Source organism: Enterobacter quasiroggenkampii, assembly GCF_043972695.1.
Classification (GTDB): Bacteria; Pseudomonadota; Gammaproteobacteria; order Enterobacterales; family Enterobacteriaceae; genus Enterobacter; species Enterobacter quasiroggenkampii.
In genome coordinates this window covers 1,063,070-1,077,620 of sequence record NZ_CP143745.1, presented here as the reverse complement: position 1 = coordinate 1,077,620, position 14,551 = coordinate 1,063,070, and the positions used below count along the sequence as shown (strand labels likewise).

13 protein-coding genes are annotated in these 14,551 nt (G+C 56.7%); 9 read left to right on the top strand and 4 right to left on the bottom strand.

Translation table 11 applies throughout. The features are described from left to right. Positions 1–3 precede the first annotated feature (3 nt). The 4 genes from V1572_RS05160 (at position 4) to V1572_RS05145 (ending at position 5,264) form a co-directional block, all read left to right on the top strand. Positions 4–1,071, top strand: a complete 1,068-nt coding sequence (locus V1572_RS05160) for a Gfo/Idh/MocA family protein (protein ID WP_048027907.1) — start codon at positions 4–6, stop codon at positions 1,069–1,071. 12 nt (positions 1,072–1,083) lie between these two features. Further along, positions 1,084–2,106, top strand: a complete 1,023-nt coding sequence (locus tag V1572_RS05155; RefSeq protein ID WP_126534171.1) for a Gfo/Idh/MocA family protein — start codon at positions 1,084–1,086, stop codon at positions 2,104–2,106. A gap of 78 nt (positions 2,107–2,184) precedes the next feature. After that, the gene (locus tag V1572_RS05150; protein ID WP_252077652.1) at positions 2,185–3,732 is read left to right on the top strand and encodes an MFS transporter; all 1,548 of its coding nucleotides are present in this window, start codon (positions 2,185–2,187) and stop codon (positions 3,730–3,732) included. Between the two features lie 194 nt (positions 3,733–3,926). Continuing rightward, complete coding sequence (locus V1572_RS05145; protein ID WP_008501429.1) at positions 3,927–5,264, top strand: hemolysin family protein; 1,338 nt, start codon at positions 3,927–3,929, stop codon at positions 5,262–5,264. Positions 5,265–5,341: 77 nt separating this feature from the next. Here V1572_RS05145 and V1572_RS05140 read toward each other — a convergent pair whose 3' ends face one another. Then, entirely contained in the window at positions 5,342–5,548 is a 207-nt protein-coding gene (locus V1572_RS05140; protein WP_008501430.1) for a DUF1107 domain-containing protein, read from the bottom strand. A gap of 324 nt (positions 5,549–5,872) precedes the next feature. On the opposite strand from V1572_RS05140, the gene V1572_RS05135 reads away from it, so the two are divergent. Continuing rightward, the gene (locus tag V1572_RS05135; RefSeq protein WP_023617831.1) at positions 5,873–6,430 is read left to right on the top strand and encodes a YtfJ family protein; all 558 of its coding nucleotides are present in this window, start codon (positions 5,873–5,875) and stop codon (positions 6,428–6,430) included. Here the strand turns inward: V1572_RS05135 and cysQ are convergent. After that, complete coding sequence (gene cysQ / locus V1572_RS05130; protein ID WP_262802000.1) at positions 6,424–7,164, bottom strand: 3'(2'),5'-bisphosphate nucleotidase CysQ; 741 nt, start codon at positions 7,162–7,164, stop codon at positions 6,424–6,426. The genes V1572_RS05135 and cysQ overlap by 7 nt on opposite strands. 190 nt (positions 7,165–7,354) lie before the next feature. Between cysQ and V1572_RS05125 the strand changes: the two genes are divergently transcribed. Next, positions 7,355–9,298, top strand: a complete 1,944-nt coding sequence (locus V1572_RS05125; protein ID WP_262801999.1) for a bifunctional 2',3'-cyclic-nucleotide 2'-phosphodiesterase/3'-nucleotidase — start codon at positions 7,355–7,357, stop codon at positions 9,296–9,298. Positions 9,299–9,389: 91 nt separating this feature from the next. Here the strand turns inward: V1572_RS05125 and V1572_RS05120 are convergent, their stop codons facing one another. Next, entirely contained in the window at positions 9,390–9,776 is a 387-nt protein-coding gene (locus V1572_RS05120) for a helix-turn-helix domain-containing protein (RefSeq protein WP_048225332.1), read from the bottom strand. Between the two features lie 84 nt (positions 9,777–9,860). Between V1572_RS05120 and V1572_RS05115 the strand changes: the two genes are divergently transcribed. The 3 genes from V1572_RS05115 to V1572_RS05105 all read left to right on the top strand — a co-directional run bounded on the left by V1572_RS05115 (position 9,861) and on the right by V1572_RS05105 (position 12,656). Then, positions 9,861–10,709: an SDR family oxidoreductase gene (locus tag V1572_RS05115; protein ID WP_262801998.1), complete on the top strand. Its 849-nt coding sequence runs from the start codon at positions 9,861–9,863 to the stop codon at positions 10,707–10,709. Between the two features lie 81 nt (positions 10,710–10,790). Then, a complete protein-coding gene (locus V1572_RS05110; protein WP_048225327.1) occupies positions 10,791–11,615 on the top strand; it encodes an AraC family transcriptional regulator in 825 nt (274 codons plus the stop codon). A 75-nt stretch (positions 11,616–11,690) separates the two neighbouring features. After that, complete coding sequence (locus V1572_RS05105) at positions 11,691–12,656, top strand: DMT family transporter (RefSeq protein ID WP_045907980.1); 966 nt, start codon at positions 11,691–11,693, stop codon at positions 12,654–12,656. Positions 12,657–12,735: 79 nt separating this feature from the next. Here V1572_RS05105 and V1572_RS05100 read toward each other — a convergent pair whose 3' ends face one another. Then, positions 12,736–14,385 carry a methyl-accepting chemotaxis protein gene (locus V1572_RS05100; RefSeq protein WP_395299749.1) on the bottom strand — a complete coding sequence of 550 codons (1,650 nt, stop codon included), beginning with the start codon at positions 14,383–14,385 and terminating at the stop codon, positions 12,736–12,738. Positions 14,386–14,551 lie beyond the last annotated feature (166 nt).

The following is a 14,551-nucleotide window of genomic DNA, read 5'->3' as shown; positions in this document are numbered from 1 at the left end:
ACCATGAACAAAAATGACGGAATGAACTACGCGCCGGTGGGTAAACCTCAGCCGGTCGTCCGCGAGGGGGAGTTTGTTTTTGCCGCTGCCGCGCTCGACCACGGCCATATCTATGGCATGAGTAACGGCCTGATTGAAGCCGGGGCCACGCTGAAGTGGGTGTACGACCCCGATCCGGCAAAAGTGGATAAATTTATCCAGCAATACCCGCAGGTCAACGTGGCGGAGTCGCTGGAGGTGATACTCAACGACGACGAAGTGCGCCTGGTGGCCGGTGCGGCCATCCCGTCTGAGCGCTGCGCGCTGGGGCTGAAAGCGATGGCGGCCGGCAAGGACTACTTCACGGATAAAGCCCCGCTCACCACTCTTGAACAGCTGGCGGATGCCAAAGCGATGGTTGAGAAAACCGGCCGGAAATACGCCGTGTACTACAGCGAACGTCTCCACGTGGAGAGCGCGGTGTTTGCCGGACAGCTGGTGCAGCAGGGGGCCATTGGCCGCGTCGTCCAAACCCTGGGGACAGGCCCGCACCGGGAAGGGACCGGCCGCCCGGACTGGTTCTACGATCGTCGCTACTTCGGCGGCATTCTGTGCGACATCGGCAGCCACCAGATTGAGCAATTTCTGTTTTACACGGGCAACCGTAACGCCACCGTGGTCGCCAGTCAGGCACGCAATTTCAACCATCCACAGCATCCGGCATTCGAAGATTTCGGTGACGCAACAATCAGGGGCGAAAACGGCGCCAGCGGTTATTTCCGCTGTGACTGGTTCACCCCCGACGGACTCTCAACCTGGGGCGATGGACGTCTGACGCTGCTCGGCACCGACGGGTATATCGAGATCCGCAAATATGTCGATCTCACCCGCGGCGAGCAGGACGTGGTTTATCTCGTCAATAAAGAGGGGGAATTCCGCTATCCGGTCGCCGGACAGGTCGGGTTCCCGTTCTTTGGCGAACTGATCCTCGACTGTCTGCATCGTACCGAAAACGCCATGACGCAGGCGCACGCCTTCAAAGCGGCCGAGCTTTGCGTGAAGGCCCAGATGCTGGCCAACGCGACGGAATAACGGGAGGCGACAATGACGATCCTGAACACGGCGGTTATCGGTGCCGGAGCGATTCACGGCTGCCATGTGAATGCGTTGCGCCTGCTCCCCAACGTCGCGCTACGCGCGCTGGTCGACATCGACAGCGTCAAAGGGCTGGAGCTGGCAATGCGCTATCAGTGCCGCTTCTATCAGGATTACCGGGAAATGCTGCTGGATGATGCCATCGACGTGGTCCACATCTGCACGCCGCATTTCGAGCATAAAAGCATGATCCTGGCGGCGCTCGCCGCCGGGAAACATGTTTTCTGCGAAAAACCGGTGGGCATGAACAGCAGCGAACTCGTGGATATCACCCGCGCCGCCGAACAGGCGTCGGGTCTGCTCGGCGTGTGCTACCAGAATCGCCTCAACCCCACCAGCCTGCGCATTCGCCAGATGCTGGAGGAGGGCGGGCTGGGGAAAATGCTCAGCATTAAGGCCGTGCTGACGTGGTCACGCTCGGGCGCGTACTACACCGAAAGCCCGTGGCGCGGGCGGCTGGCAACGGAAGGTGGCAGCCTGCTGATCAACCAGGCCATTCATACCCTCGACCTGATGCAGTGGTTTGCCGGTGGCGTAACGCGCGTGAAAGGCGTGGTGGACAGCGGCGAGCTGGCGGACGTGACCGAAGGGGAAGACAGCGCAATGGCCACGCTGCACTTTGCCAACGGCGCGCGCGGCCTGTTTTACGCCAGCAACTGCAATACCACCGATTCCGCGCTTCTGATGGAGATCCACTGCGAACAGGGCTCGCTGCTGCTGAATAACAACGTGCTCTGGTGCATCACCCGCGGCGAGCGCCTCAGGCTGGCCAGCGATGACTCTCCCGACGGCTCGGTCAAAAGCTACTGGGGGCTGGGGCACGAGCAGGCGATCCGCCGGTTTTATCACGCAATCACCCACCCGGGGCACACGGATTACACCACCATCCGTGAAGCCGGACATTCACTCACGCTTGTGGAGGCTATTTACCGCTCATCTCAATTAAGACAATGGATAGATATCAATAACTAGAACGTAATTTGTATTCCAGCACTCAATAAAAAAACGACCCGAAAACGGGTTAATCATTACCCTACACTGGATATTATTATGGTCAAACCAACTGAACGTAGAGTGGGTTATGGCGTAGCGCTCGGCTACGGCGTAACCGATCTTTTTGGCGGAGGCGCTTTCGCCATTATCGGCACCTGGCTGTTATTTTTTTACACCACCTATTGCGGACTCTCAGTCATTGAAGCGGGATCAATATTCGCCATTGCCCGCGTGATTGATGCGCTATTAAGCCCGATAATGGGTTATATCACCGATAACTTCGGGGATACCTGGCTCGGGCGTAAATTTGGCCGTCGCCGCTTCTTTTTATTACTCAGTTCACCGCTCATGTTTTTGTATGCCCTGTTATGGCTGACGGACATGGGTTACTGGTACTACCTGGGCACCTACCTCTCTATTGAGCTGCTGTCGGCGATGGTGCTGGTTCCCTGGGAGACCCTGGCGGCTGAAATGACGAACCGGTATGAAGAACGTAGCCGCCTGTCCGGCGTGCGGATGATCTGCTCCCAGCTGGGCGGTTTTCTTGCGGTATCCGTTCCCGGGGTGATTATGCAGTTCACGGGGAAAGATAATCCGTTTACCTATACCCTCACCGGGCTGATATTTTCCTGCGTGTTCTGCCTTGCGGTATTTATTACCTGGTTCACCACCTGGGAAGCGAAGGATGTGCAGCAGGAATCCAGTTTTAAAGTGGATAACCAGCGCAGCGGCGGGCTACTGAATCACCTCAAATATCTGGTGCTGGATCTCTTTTCCTCCTTCCGTATCCGCGCGTTCCGCCTGCATATTATTATTTATATCTTTTCGTTCACGGCGATGGACGTGTTCGGTTCGGTGTTTACCTATTATGTCGTGTACTGTCTGAGCCAGGATGCGGCTGCGGTATCCGGCTGGCTGAGCATTGCGGCCTTCGCCTCGGTACCCGGCACCTATGGGTTTATGCTGTTGCTGAACCGGCTGAACGTCACGCCGTCTGCCGCCCTGCGGCTCTCCTACGGCTGTATCTTCCTGGTGCTGGCCTTCCTGTTTACGGTCTACCTCACCAAAACGCAGGTACCGACGCTGCTGTTCTCCGCGGTCTTTATTCTGCTCGGTGCCGCCCGCTCTGGCCTCTACTATATTCCGTGGAATATCTACAGCTTCATTCCGGATATTGACGAGATGGTGACCCAGCAGCGCCGCGAAGGGATTTTTGCCGGGGTGATGGTCCTGACCCGCAAGAGCACCGTGGCGATTGCCATCATGATTATTGGCCTGGTGCTGCAGGAATCCGGCTTTGTGAAGGGCAGCGGCGCGCAGCCTGAAAGCGCGCTGGGGGCGATTATCGGCCTGATGATCTTCGCAACGGCAGCTCTGCTGGCGGTAAGCTTCTTCACCACCTACAGGTTCAAGCTCACCCGTGAGACGCACAAGCTGCTCCTCAAGGAGATTGCGCGCCGTAAGCTGGGTGGCGATTACCGCGACTGCGACGCTAGCACCCGCGTGGTGATTAAGCAGCTCACGGGCTATGAATACGATCAGGTATGGGGAGGCGATGCCACCCGTCGGGCGGTGGGCGATGTCCGCCTGTCTACCGTGAAATAACGCGATGTACCGGACAGCGCCCGCTGTCCGGTCTGTTTTATGCCAAAAATGTGACCTCTGGCAGATTTACATCTCTTTACGCTATACTACCCGCTGAAATAATCGGCTCAACGCTACGAGCTGGTGTTCAATGTGTTTCCACACAAATGGTATCAACTCCCCTTCTGAGGATCTGGCGAGAAGCCGGATAAACTATGTTAAACAGTATTTTAGTAATACTTTGTCTGATTGCCGTCAGTGCATTTTTCTCGATATCCGAGATCTCGCTGGCCGCGTCCCGTAAAATCAAACTGAAGCTGCTTGCCGACGAAGGCAACATCAACGCCTCACGCATTCTCAAAATGCAGGAAAATCCCGGTACGTTCTTTACCGTGGTGCAAATTGGTCTGAACGCGGTCGCCATTCTCGGCGGTATCGTGGGCGATGCGGCGTTTTCCCCGGCGTTTTATAGCCTCTTTGCGCAGTACATGTCCGCCGAACTGGCCGAACAGCTGAGCTTTATCCTCTCCTTCTCGCTGGTGACCGGGCTGTTCATCCTCTTCGCCGACCTGACCCCGAAACGCATCGGTATGATTGCGCCAGAAGCTGTGGCTTTGCGTATCATCAACCCGATGCGCTTCTGCCTGTTCGTGTTCCGCCCGCTGGTGTGGTTCTTCAACGGCCTGGCAAACGTCATTTTCCGCATCTTTAAGCTACCTATGGTGCGTAAAGACGACATCACCTCTGACGATATTTATGCGGTCGTGGAGGCCGGCGCGCTGGCCGGGGTGCTGCGCAAGCAGGAACATGAGCTGATTGAGAACGTATTCGAACTGGAATCCCGTACCGTGCCCTCTTCCATGACGGGCCGTGAAAGCATTATCTGGTTCGATTTACATGAAGATGAGCAGAGCCTGAAGAACAAAGTGGCGCAGCATCCGCACTCCAAGTTCCTGGTCTGTAATGAAGATATCGACCACATCATCGGTTACGTCGACTCCAAAGACCTGCTGAACCGCGTGCTGGCGAACCAGAGCCTGGCACTGAACAGCGGCGTGCAGATCCGCAATACCCTGATTGTGCCGGACACCCTGACGCTCTCAGAAGCGCTGGAAAGTTTCAAAACCGCCGGGGAAGACTTCGCGGTGATCATGAACGAATACGCTCTGGTGGTGGGTATTATCACCCTCAACGACGTCATGACCACGCTGATGGGCGACCTGGTAGGCCAGGGGCTGGAAGAGCAGATTGTTCAGCGTGACGATAATTCATGGCTGATTGATGGCGGCACGCCGATTGAAGACGTGATGCGTGTGCTGGATATCGACGAGTTCCCGCAGTCCGGAAACTACGAGACCATCGGCGGCTTTATGATGTTTATGCTGCGTAAAATCCCGAAACGCACCGACTCGGTGAAGTTCTCCGGCTACAAGTTTGAGGTGGTGGATATTGATAACTACCGCATCGACCAGCTGCTGGTGACGCGTATCGACAACAAACCGACCGTGCTGGTGCCGAAGCTGCCGGATGCGGAAGAGAAGGTGTCGGCGTAACGTTCCTGCCCCCACAAACATCAACGGCTCCCATCGGGAGCCGTCTTTTTATCTACTACTACTGCATAGCACGTTGGTTAAGCCATCTCAGTTTGCAGACGCATAACCTGACGGTTGACTTCGGACATCACAGACAGGTGCTGTTTGTCCTTCACTTTTGGGACAAGGATTTTGCCCTTATCAAACTCAAAAGCGCCAACATCCTTGATGTACAACCGTCCACGGAACAGGATCTTCACGTACTTCGCCACCTGAAGCGGGTTGTAGCGTTGGAAAATTTTCATTCTTGTATCTCCTGCGAATCATACGCTCTTGCGGTGCCACAATCGGCCCGACTGTCCTGAGCGCAAATTTTAATGCCCAATGACTATAGACCAGAACTACGGTGTTACCCAGTGTGCATAAGTTTATTTACCGTTTGATTACAATTATTCAGAATAATCTTTGCAAAGCGTGACTGAGCGCAGTATAAGCCGTCGTTTTTTCATGGATATGTGCGTTCACCCGCAAACTGGCATCGGGATTGCGGGAAAACCACATTGATCGCACTTATCATTAAAAGCGTATGACCAAGTGGTCGGATCACCTGCAAACAATAAGGAAACGCCATGACCCTACGTAATATCCTTGCAGCAGCCTGCCTGCTGCTGCCACTGTGGGCGAGTGCTCACAACATTGAAAAAGGACAACGTGTACCGCCAGTCGGCATTGCTGACCGGGGAGAATTGATTCTCGACAATGATAAGTTTAGCTACAAAGCCTGGAATAGCGCGCAACTCGCGGGCAAAGTGAGAGTTGTACAACATATTGCCGGTCGTACATCTGCAAAAGAGAAAAATGCCAGCCTGGTGGAAGCGATCAAGGCCGCAAAATTCCCTCACGACCGCTACCAGACCACCACGATCGTGAATACCGATGACGCCATTCCGGGTTCGGGGATGTTTGTGCGCTCAAGCCTTGAGAGCAATAAAAAGCTCTACCCGTGGTCGCAGTTTATCGTCGACAGCAACGGCGTCACCCGTAAGGCCTGGCAGCTGGAGGAAGAGAGCTCCGCGATTATCGTGCTGGATAAAGAAGGTCGCGTACAGTGGGTGAAAGACGGGGCGCTGACCCAGGAAGAGGTGCAGCAGGTTGTCGACCTGCTGCATAAGCTGCTGGCTCAATAAATAGAGACGCGGAAGCCGGGGTTGAGGAAGGATTCGCGCGGGGTGTAGTCCAGCGGCTTGCCCTGCCAGTCATGAACATGCGCCCCGGCGGCCACAGCAACGGCATGCCCCGCGGCGGTATCCCAGACGTTCGTCGGCCCAAAGCGGGGATAGAGCTGAGCCTGTCCTTCCGCCACCAGGCAGAATTTCAGCGATGAGCCAATCGAGGTGGTCTGGTGTTCACCCAGCTGCTGCAGGTACTCCTGCAGCTCGCTGTCGCTGTGCGAGCGGCTAATCACCACCAGCGGCGGACGCGCATCGCGCACCTGGATCTGCTTGCGCACGCCGCACTCTTCTTTCCACGCCTTCCCTTCTGCAGCACTGTACATCACCTTCATGACCGGCGCGTAGACCACGCCCAGCACCGCTTTACCCTTCTCAATCAGGGCGATATTGACGGTGAATTCACCGTTGCGCTTGATGAACTCTTTTGTCCCGTCCAGGGGGTCCACCAGCCAGTAACGCTGCCAGTGCTGGCGTTCGTCCCAGCTTTGCGGCGCTTCTTCTGACAGGACGGGGATGTCCGGCGTTAAGGCCTGTAACCCTTTCAGGATCACCTTATGCGCCGCGATATCTGCCGCCGTGACCGGAGAGTCGTCCGCTTTGCTGACGACCTCCATAGGTTTAATACCGTCATACACCTGCATGATGGCATCTCCCGCATCCCGTGCGAGCTGACAAATTTTATCTAGCATTTTCCACCTCTTTGTTAACGCAGTGAGGTTAACTCTTTGTTTTAGTTATATCGTAATGTGAACAATTCCGCTATCTGTGAAGCAATTCCGGTTTCAGGTTACATTTTTCTGTCAGGATTCACATTTCTGTAAGCAACAAGCTATAGATACATACTCTTTTGTGGTCTGCATCGAAAAAAGGACTCCTCTGATGATTAAGTTTAGTGCAACGCTTCTGGCGACGCTGATTGCAGCGAGCGTTCAGGCGGCGACGGTAGATCTGCGTATTCTGGAAACGACCGATCTGCACAGCAACATGATGGACTTCGATTACTACAAAGATACCCCGACGGAAAAATTCGGACTGGTACGCACGGCAAGTTTGATCAATGCCGCACGTGGCGAAGTGAAAAATAGCGTGCTGGTCGATAACGGCGATCTCATTCAGGGCAGTCCGCTCGGGGATTACATGGCGACTAAGGGGCTGAAAAAAGGCGAGGTCCATCCTGTTTATAAAGCGATGAACACCCTGGACTATACCGTGGGTAACCTTGGCAACCATGAATTCAACTACGGTCTGACATACCTGCACGATGCCCTGGCAGGTGCAAAATTCCCGTACGTTAACGCCAATATCATCGACGTTAAGACCCAAAAACCGCTCTTTACCCCTTACCTGATTAAAGAGACCGAGGTTGTCGATCGGGACGGGAAAAAGCAGACGCTGAACATCGGCTATATTGGTTTTGTCCCGCCGCAGATCATGACATGGGATAAGGCCAACCTCGACGGTAAGGTGACCGTTAACGACATCACCGAAACCGCGCGCAAATACGTGCCGGAAATGCGTGAGAAAGGCGCCGATCTGGTGGTCGTTGTCGCCCACTCGGGTCTCTCCGCCGACCCGTACCAGGCCATGGCAGAAAACTCCGTTTACTACCTGAGTGAGGTTCCGGGCGTCGATGCGATCCTGTTCGGCCACGCCCACGCGGTCTTCCCGGGCAAAGACTTCGCCAGCATCAAAGGGGCGGATATCGGGAAAGGCACGCTCAACGGCGTGCCGTCGGTGATGCCGGGCATGTGGGGTGACCATCTTGGCGTAGTGGATCTGGTGCTGAATAACGACGGCGACCGCTGGAAGGTGACGCAGTCAAAAGCCGAAGCGCGTCCGATCTACGACGCGGCAGCGAAGAAATCACTGGCGGCGGAAGATAAAAAACTGGTCGACGTGCTGAAGCACGATCACGACGCCACGCGCGAATTCGTCAGCAAGCCGATCGGTAAATCCGCCGACAACATGTACAGCTTCCTGGCGCTGGTGCAGGACGATCCGACCGTCCAGGTCGTCAACATGGCACAGAAAGCCTATGCCGAACACTTTGTGCAGGGCGATCCGGATCTGGCGAAGCTGCCGGTCCTGTCGGCCGCTGCGCCATTCAAAGTGGGCGGACGTAAGAATGACCCGGCAAGCTATGTTGAGGTCGAAAAGGGCCAGCTCACCTTCCGTAATGCCGCCGATCTCTATCTCTATCCGAATACGCTGGTAGTGGTTAAAGCCACCGGGAAAGAGGTAAAGGAGTGGCTGGAGTGTTCTGCCGGACAGTTTAACCAGATTGACCCGCGCAGCAGCAAGCCGCAGTCGCTGATTAACTGGGACGGCTTCCGCACCTACAACTTCGACGTGATCGACGGCGTGAACTACCAGATTGACGTCACCCAACCGGCGAAATATGACGGTGCGTGTCAGGCGATCAACCCGCAGGCGGAGCGCATTAAAAACCTGACCTTCAATGGCAAGGCGATCGACCCGAATGCCACCTTCCTGGTGGTGACCAATAACTACCGTGCCTACGGCGGTAAGTTTGCCGGTACGGGAGATAGCCATATCGCCTTTGCCTCGCCGGACGAGAACCGCTCGGTGCTGGCGGCGTGGATCAGCGCGGAGTCGAAAAAAGCGGGAGAAATTCATCCGGCGGTGGATAACAACTGGCGTCTGGCGCCGATCCACAGCGATACGCCGCTGGATATCCGTTTTGAAACGTCACCGTCCGACAAGGCAGCCGCGTTTATCAAGGAGAAGGCGCAATATCCGATGAAACAGGTCGCGACGGATGATATCGGGTTCGCGATTTATCAGGTGGATTTAAGCAAGTAGCGGCGATTGTGCCGGGTGGCGGCTTCGCCTTACCCGGCCTACCCGTAATCTTCCATCCCGTAGGCCGGGTAAGCGAAGCGCCACCCGGCTTTTACGCCGCGCGATCCTCCCTGTTCGCCATCACCTTCGGCGTATTCACCTCAATCCAGTCCGCCAGCGCGGCGACTTTTTCGCTGACCTCGATACCCATCGGCGTCAGGCTATACTCTACGTGCGGCGGCACGACCGGATACGATACGCGATCGACAAACCCGTCCTGTTCTAGCGCCTGAAGCGACTGGGACAGCATCTTTTCGCTCACCCCGCCCATTTTACGGCGCAGATCGCTAAAGCGATGCGTCCCCTGGCGCAGCGCCAGCAGAATCAGTACCCCCCAGCGGCTGGTCACGTGTTTGAGCACCTCTCGTGAAGGGCACTGTTCCGCGAAAAGATTGCCATCGCGCATTTGCTCGCTGAGCGTCGGTATCGTTGTTTTCATACTTACCTTTTTGTACGTACTTACTAAAAGTTAGCTATGGTGCTAGTGTGCCACAACACCAGACAAACACGAAGGAGATTCATCATGATCGCGATTACCGGCGCCACCGGCCAGCTTGGCCATCTCGTTATCGAACAGCTGTTGAAAACCGTACCGGCTAACCAGATTGTAGCTATCGTACGTAACCCGGCGAAAGCGCAAGCCTTAAGCCAGCAGGGAATTGTGGTGCGTCAGGCGGACTACACGGATGAAGCCGCCTTCGCCGCCGCGCTGAGCGGCGTGGATAAGCTGCTGCTGATCTCGTCCAGCGAAGTCGGCCAGCGCGCGACCCAGCACCAGAACGTCATTAACGCCGCCAAAACGGCAGGGGTGAAATTTATCGCCTACACCAGCCTGCTGCACGCGGATACCTCACCGCTCGGCCTGCACGTTGAACACGTTGCCACTGAAAAAGCGCTGGCGGCGTCCGGCATTCCTTATGCCCTGCTGCGCAACGGCTGGTATACCGAAAACTATCTGGCGAGCGCGCCGCCTGCGCTGGAACACGGCGTGTTTATTGGTGCGGCAGGCGAAGGCAAAATTGCCTCAGCCACCCGCGCAGACTATGCCGCGGCGGCAGCCAAAGTGATCGCTGAAGAGGGCCATGCGGGCAAGGTGTATGAACTGGCGGGCGACCACGGCTGGACGCTGAGCGAACTGGCGGCTGAACTCAGCAAACAGAGCGGGAAGCCGGTCACCTACCAGAATCTCAGTGAAGCGGATTTTGCCGCCGCGCTGAAGAGCGTCGGCTTGCCTGCCGGTCTGGCCGATATGCTGGCGGACTCCGATGTCGGGGCCTCCAAAGGCGGGCTCTTTGACGACAGCCATACGCTGAGCAAACTGATCGGACGCGCCACCACGCCGCTGGCGCAGAGCATTAAAGACATCCTGTAATTGTTACGGGATGGTTATTTTTTGTGGCATCCCCTCTTGTCATCTTTGATAATGAAAAGATGACCCACGAGGAGGCTTACCGTGCAAGGCGTACCGGAACAGTTTAATGATGAAAGAGACAGCGCGCGCTTTCGCCATCTGGCGCAGCTGCCGGGCCTGGAGCTGTACCACGCGCACATTTCTGACTACGCCTTTGAGCCTCACACCCATGAAGCCTTCGGGATCGGCACGATTGAAACCGGTGCCGAACGCTTTCGCTATCGCGGTAGCCAGCATCTCGCGGCGGAAAAATCCGTCGTTACCATGAACCCGGACGAGATCCATACCGGCGAATCCGCCACCGAGGGCGGCTGGCGCTACCGGATGGTCTATATCGAACCCGATCTACTGGAAGAGGTGACCGGTCTGCGGCACTGGTGGTTCAGCGACGTGACCCGTCATGACCCATTGCGCTCGCAGCAAATTGGCAGGCTTATTTACGGCTTGTGGCACACGGACGATCCGCTTGCGCAAAAAGGATTACTGCTGGATCTGATTGAGACCTTCCAGCCGTTTGCCCATCACGCGCCGCGGGTTCAGGAACGCGCGCACCGCTTCGAACGGGTACGCGAGTACCTGCACGACAACTATATGCGCGCCCTGACGCTGGACGAGCTGGCCAGCGTCGTTTCACTCAGCCCGTATCATTTCCAGCGCCAGTTCAAAGCCCATTTTCACGTGACGCCGCATCAGATGCTGATGGCCATTCGCCTCTGGCGCGCCAAAGCGTTCCTCACCCACGGCATGCCCGCCGCAGAGGTCGCCGCCGCAACCGGACTGACCGATCAGTCGCATCTGACCCGCGCGTTTACCCACCGCTATGGCATTACCCCCGTGCGCTACCAGAAGCAGGTCACCCGGCGCTAATGCGCAACCTCATACAATACGCGCGCATTTGCCCCTCCTACACTGAGAACAGCGTAAATACCTGTGGATGGAAAAATGATTAGTGGAGTGTTGTATGCCCTGCTGGCCGGGATGATGTGGGGGCTGATTTTTGTCGGCCCGCTGATCGTGCCGGAGTACCCGGCGATATTGCAGTCGACCGGACGTTATCTGGCGCTGGGGCTGATTGCCCTGCCCCTGGCGTGGCTGGGGCGCGCGCGCTTGCGTCAGCTCAGCCGTCAGGACTGGGGCACCGCGCTGGCGCTGACCATGATGGGCAATCTTATCTATTACGTTTGCCTCGCGAGCGCCATTCAGCGTACCGGTGCGCCGGTATCGACCATGATTATCGGCACGCTGCCGGTCGTCATCCCCGTCTTTGCTAACCTGCTTTACAGCCACCGCGATGGCAAACTGGCGTGGTCAAAAATGGCACCGGCGCTGGTCTGCACTGCCCTGGGGCTGATATGCGTCAATATTGCCGAGCTGCGTCATGGGCAGGGGGATGTTGACCTGTGGCGATACGGCTCTGGCATTCTGCTGGCGTTCATTTCCGTGGCGTGCTGGGCCTGGTATGCCCTGCGCAACGCGCGCTGGCTGCGTGAGAATCCGGACAAGCACCCAATGATGTGGGCGACGGCGCAGGCGCTGGTCACGTTGCCTGTATCTGTCGTGGGGTATCTCGGCGCATGCCTCTGGCTGGGCCATCAGCAGCCGGACTTCGCCCAGCCCTTCGGGCCAAGACCGTGGGTGTTTATCGGCCTGATGGTGGCGATTGCGGTGCTGTGTTCATGGGTGGGCGCGCTGTGCTGGAATATTGCCAGCCAGAAGCTGCCGACGGTGATCTTAGGGCCGCTGATTGTCTTCGAAACCCTGGCCGGGCTGCTGTATACCTTCCTGATGCGCCAGAGCGTGCCGCCGTTGTTCACGGCCTGCGGGATCGTGCTGTTGGTCGTGGGCGTGGTGATGGCGGTGAGAGCGAAGCCGGAAAAACCGAGTGTTGTTCCGGCGTCGGAGATGTGAGTATTGCCCGGCGGCGCTGCGCTTGCAGGGCCTACAAAACCGTAGGCCCGGTAAGGCGTAGCCGCCACCGGGCAAGACCTTAAAACGTTTCCCAGTTCGCTTCAGGTGCCGTCGCTACGGGCTGCGCTTTTGGCGCATAGGTTTTCACCGGCGCCGCTTTAACCGCCTGGTTGCGGGTGATTTTGAACACCGCCACCGCTTCGTTCAGACGTGCAGCCTGATCTTCCAGCGCCGCCGCTGCGGCCGCAGACTCCTCCACCAGCGAGGCGTTCTGCTGGGTCACGCGGTCCATCTCAGCTACCGCCTGGCCCACCTGGTCGATACCACGGCTCTGCTCGTCAGAGGCCGAGGCTATTTCGCCCATGATGTCGGTGACGCGGGTGACCGCATTGACGATCTCGGCCATCGTGGCCCCGGCTTCGTTAACCAGCTGCGAACCCGCGTTCACGCGTTCGCCAGAATCGTCGATCAGCGCTTTGATCTCTTTCGCCGCCTGAGCACTGCGCTGGGCAAGGGTACGCACTTCCCCTGCCACCACCGCAAAGCCACGGCCCTGCTCGCCTGCACGGGCCGCTTCCACCGCCGCGTTCAGCGCCAGAATATTCGTCTGGAAAGCAATACCGTCGATCACGTTTGTGATTTGCGCGATCTTGCTGGAACTGGTGGCGATCTCATCCATCGTACGTACGACGCCTTCCACCACGTTACCGCCCTTCTTCGCCGTTGAGGAGGCATCCAGCGCCAGACGGGAGGCCTGACGCGCGTTATCGGCGTTCTGCTTCACGGTTGCCGTCAGCTGCTCCATGCTGGCTGCCGTCTCTTCCAGAGACGCGGCCTGCTGCTCGGTGCGGGAAGAGAGATCGTTACTGCCTGCAGAGATTTCGCCTGCACCGGTGTAAATGGTATCTGCGCCTTCACGCACTACGCCCACGGTGTTCGCCAGCGAAGTTTGCATCTCCTGCACGTTGCGCGCCAGGATAGCCATTTCATTTTTCCCGTCGGCCTGAATCGGCTGGGTGAGATCGCCTGCCGCAATGGCGCGAATATGGTTAATCACCTCTTCCAGCGGCAGCAGCAGCACGCGGCGCATCGCAATCCAGCTGGAGATAATCACCACAATCACCAGCAACATGACCGCAGAGAGGATCCACAGGATGCGCTTGTAATCACTTTCGTTATCCTGAATGCCTTTATCCGTGAGCGCAGCCTGCGCTTCACGCCATTCACGATACACCGTCTGCATCGCGTTCTGTTTTTGTTCGGCATTCTGCTTGAACATATCTTCCAGATTGCCCTGGCTCAGCAGAACGTTCATTTGCGTCAGCGTCGCAGAGTAAATGCGGTACTGCTCTTCGAGTTGGTTAGTCAGGCTCTCATCCAGGCCTGGCGTGTTCGGCAAGGCATAGTATTTATCGTAATGAACCTGCGCTTCAGTCAGCAGATTTTTCGCCGTGGTCACCAGCTCATTCAGCTGACCGCCGTTAATTTGCGAGGCCATGCTGCTTTGCAGGCGCAGCATCCCGCGGTTCAGGGTGACGCGCGCCTGGTTCAGACTGATCCACGCATCAGTAAACTCCGCCACGTTCTTGCTGGAGAGCTGCGCCACGGTGAAGTTGTCTTTATCGTTGTTCAGGGCGTTGATAAAGATACCGGCGGAAATCACTTGCATGATGCCGAGCACAAGCAGCACCGAAATCAGAAGGGTAATGACTTTTATACGTTTAAACATGCGTTGCCTTTGTTATATGCAGGTTTGTCTGACGTGGATATATCGGCAGGCACAGCGGGTTGTTTACTGTTTCTCCACCTTTAAAAAGTTTCGAAACCACTTTCCTGAGCCCATTCAGAGAGTTAAATCGGATATTTTTTTGTGATCTGCATCTCATTTTTACCCG

Excerpts from the sequence above, each read along its gene's own strand:
- V1572_RS05160 (WP_048027907.1), top strand. The coding sequence starts at position 4 with ATGAACAAAAATGACGGAATGAACTACGCGCCGGTGGGTAAACCTCAG.
- V1572_RS05155 (WP_126534171.1), top strand. The coding sequence starts at position 1,084 with ATGACGATCCTGAACACGGCGGTTATCGGTGCCGGAGCGATTCACGGC.
- V1572_RS05150 (WP_252077652.1), top strand. The coding sequence starts at position 2,185 with ATGGTCAAACCAACTGAACGTAGAGTGGGTTATGGCGTAGCGCTCGGC.
- V1572_RS05145 (WP_008501429.1), top strand. The coding sequence starts at position 3,927 with ATGTTAAACAGTATTTTAGTAATACTTTGTCTGATTGCCGTCAGTGCA.
- V1572_RS05140 (WP_008501430.1), bottom strand. The coding sequence starts at position 5,548 with ATGAAAATTTTCCAACGCTACAACCCGCTTCAGGTGGCGAAGTACGTG.
- V1572_RS05135 (WP_023617831.1), top strand. The coding sequence starts at position 5,873 with ATGACCCTACGTAATATCCTTGCAGCAGCCTGCCTGCTGCTGCCACTG.
- cysQ (WP_262802000.1), bottom strand. The coding sequence starts at position 7,164 with ATGCTAGATAAAATTTGTCAGCTCGCACGGGATGCGGGAGATGCCATC.
- V1572_RS05125 (WP_262801999.1), top strand. The coding sequence starts at position 7,355 with ATGATTAAGTTTAGTGCAACGCTTCTGGCGACGCTGATTGCAGCGAGC.
- V1572_RS05120 (WP_048225332.1), bottom strand. The coding sequence starts at position 9,776 with ATGAAAACAACGATACCGACGCTCAGCGAGCAAATGCGCGATGGCAAT.
- V1572_RS05115 (WP_262801998.1), top strand. The coding sequence starts at position 9,861 with ATGATCGCGATTACCGGCGCCACCGGCCAGCTTGGCCATCTCGTTATC.
- V1572_RS05105 (WP_045907980.1), top strand. The coding sequence starts at position 11,691 with ATGATTAGTGGAGTGTTGTATGCCCTGCTGGCCGGGATGATGTGGGGG.
- V1572_RS05100 (WP_395299749.1), bottom strand. The coding sequence starts at position 14,385 with ATGTTTAAACGTATAAAAGTCATTACCCTTCTGATTTCGGTGCTGCTT.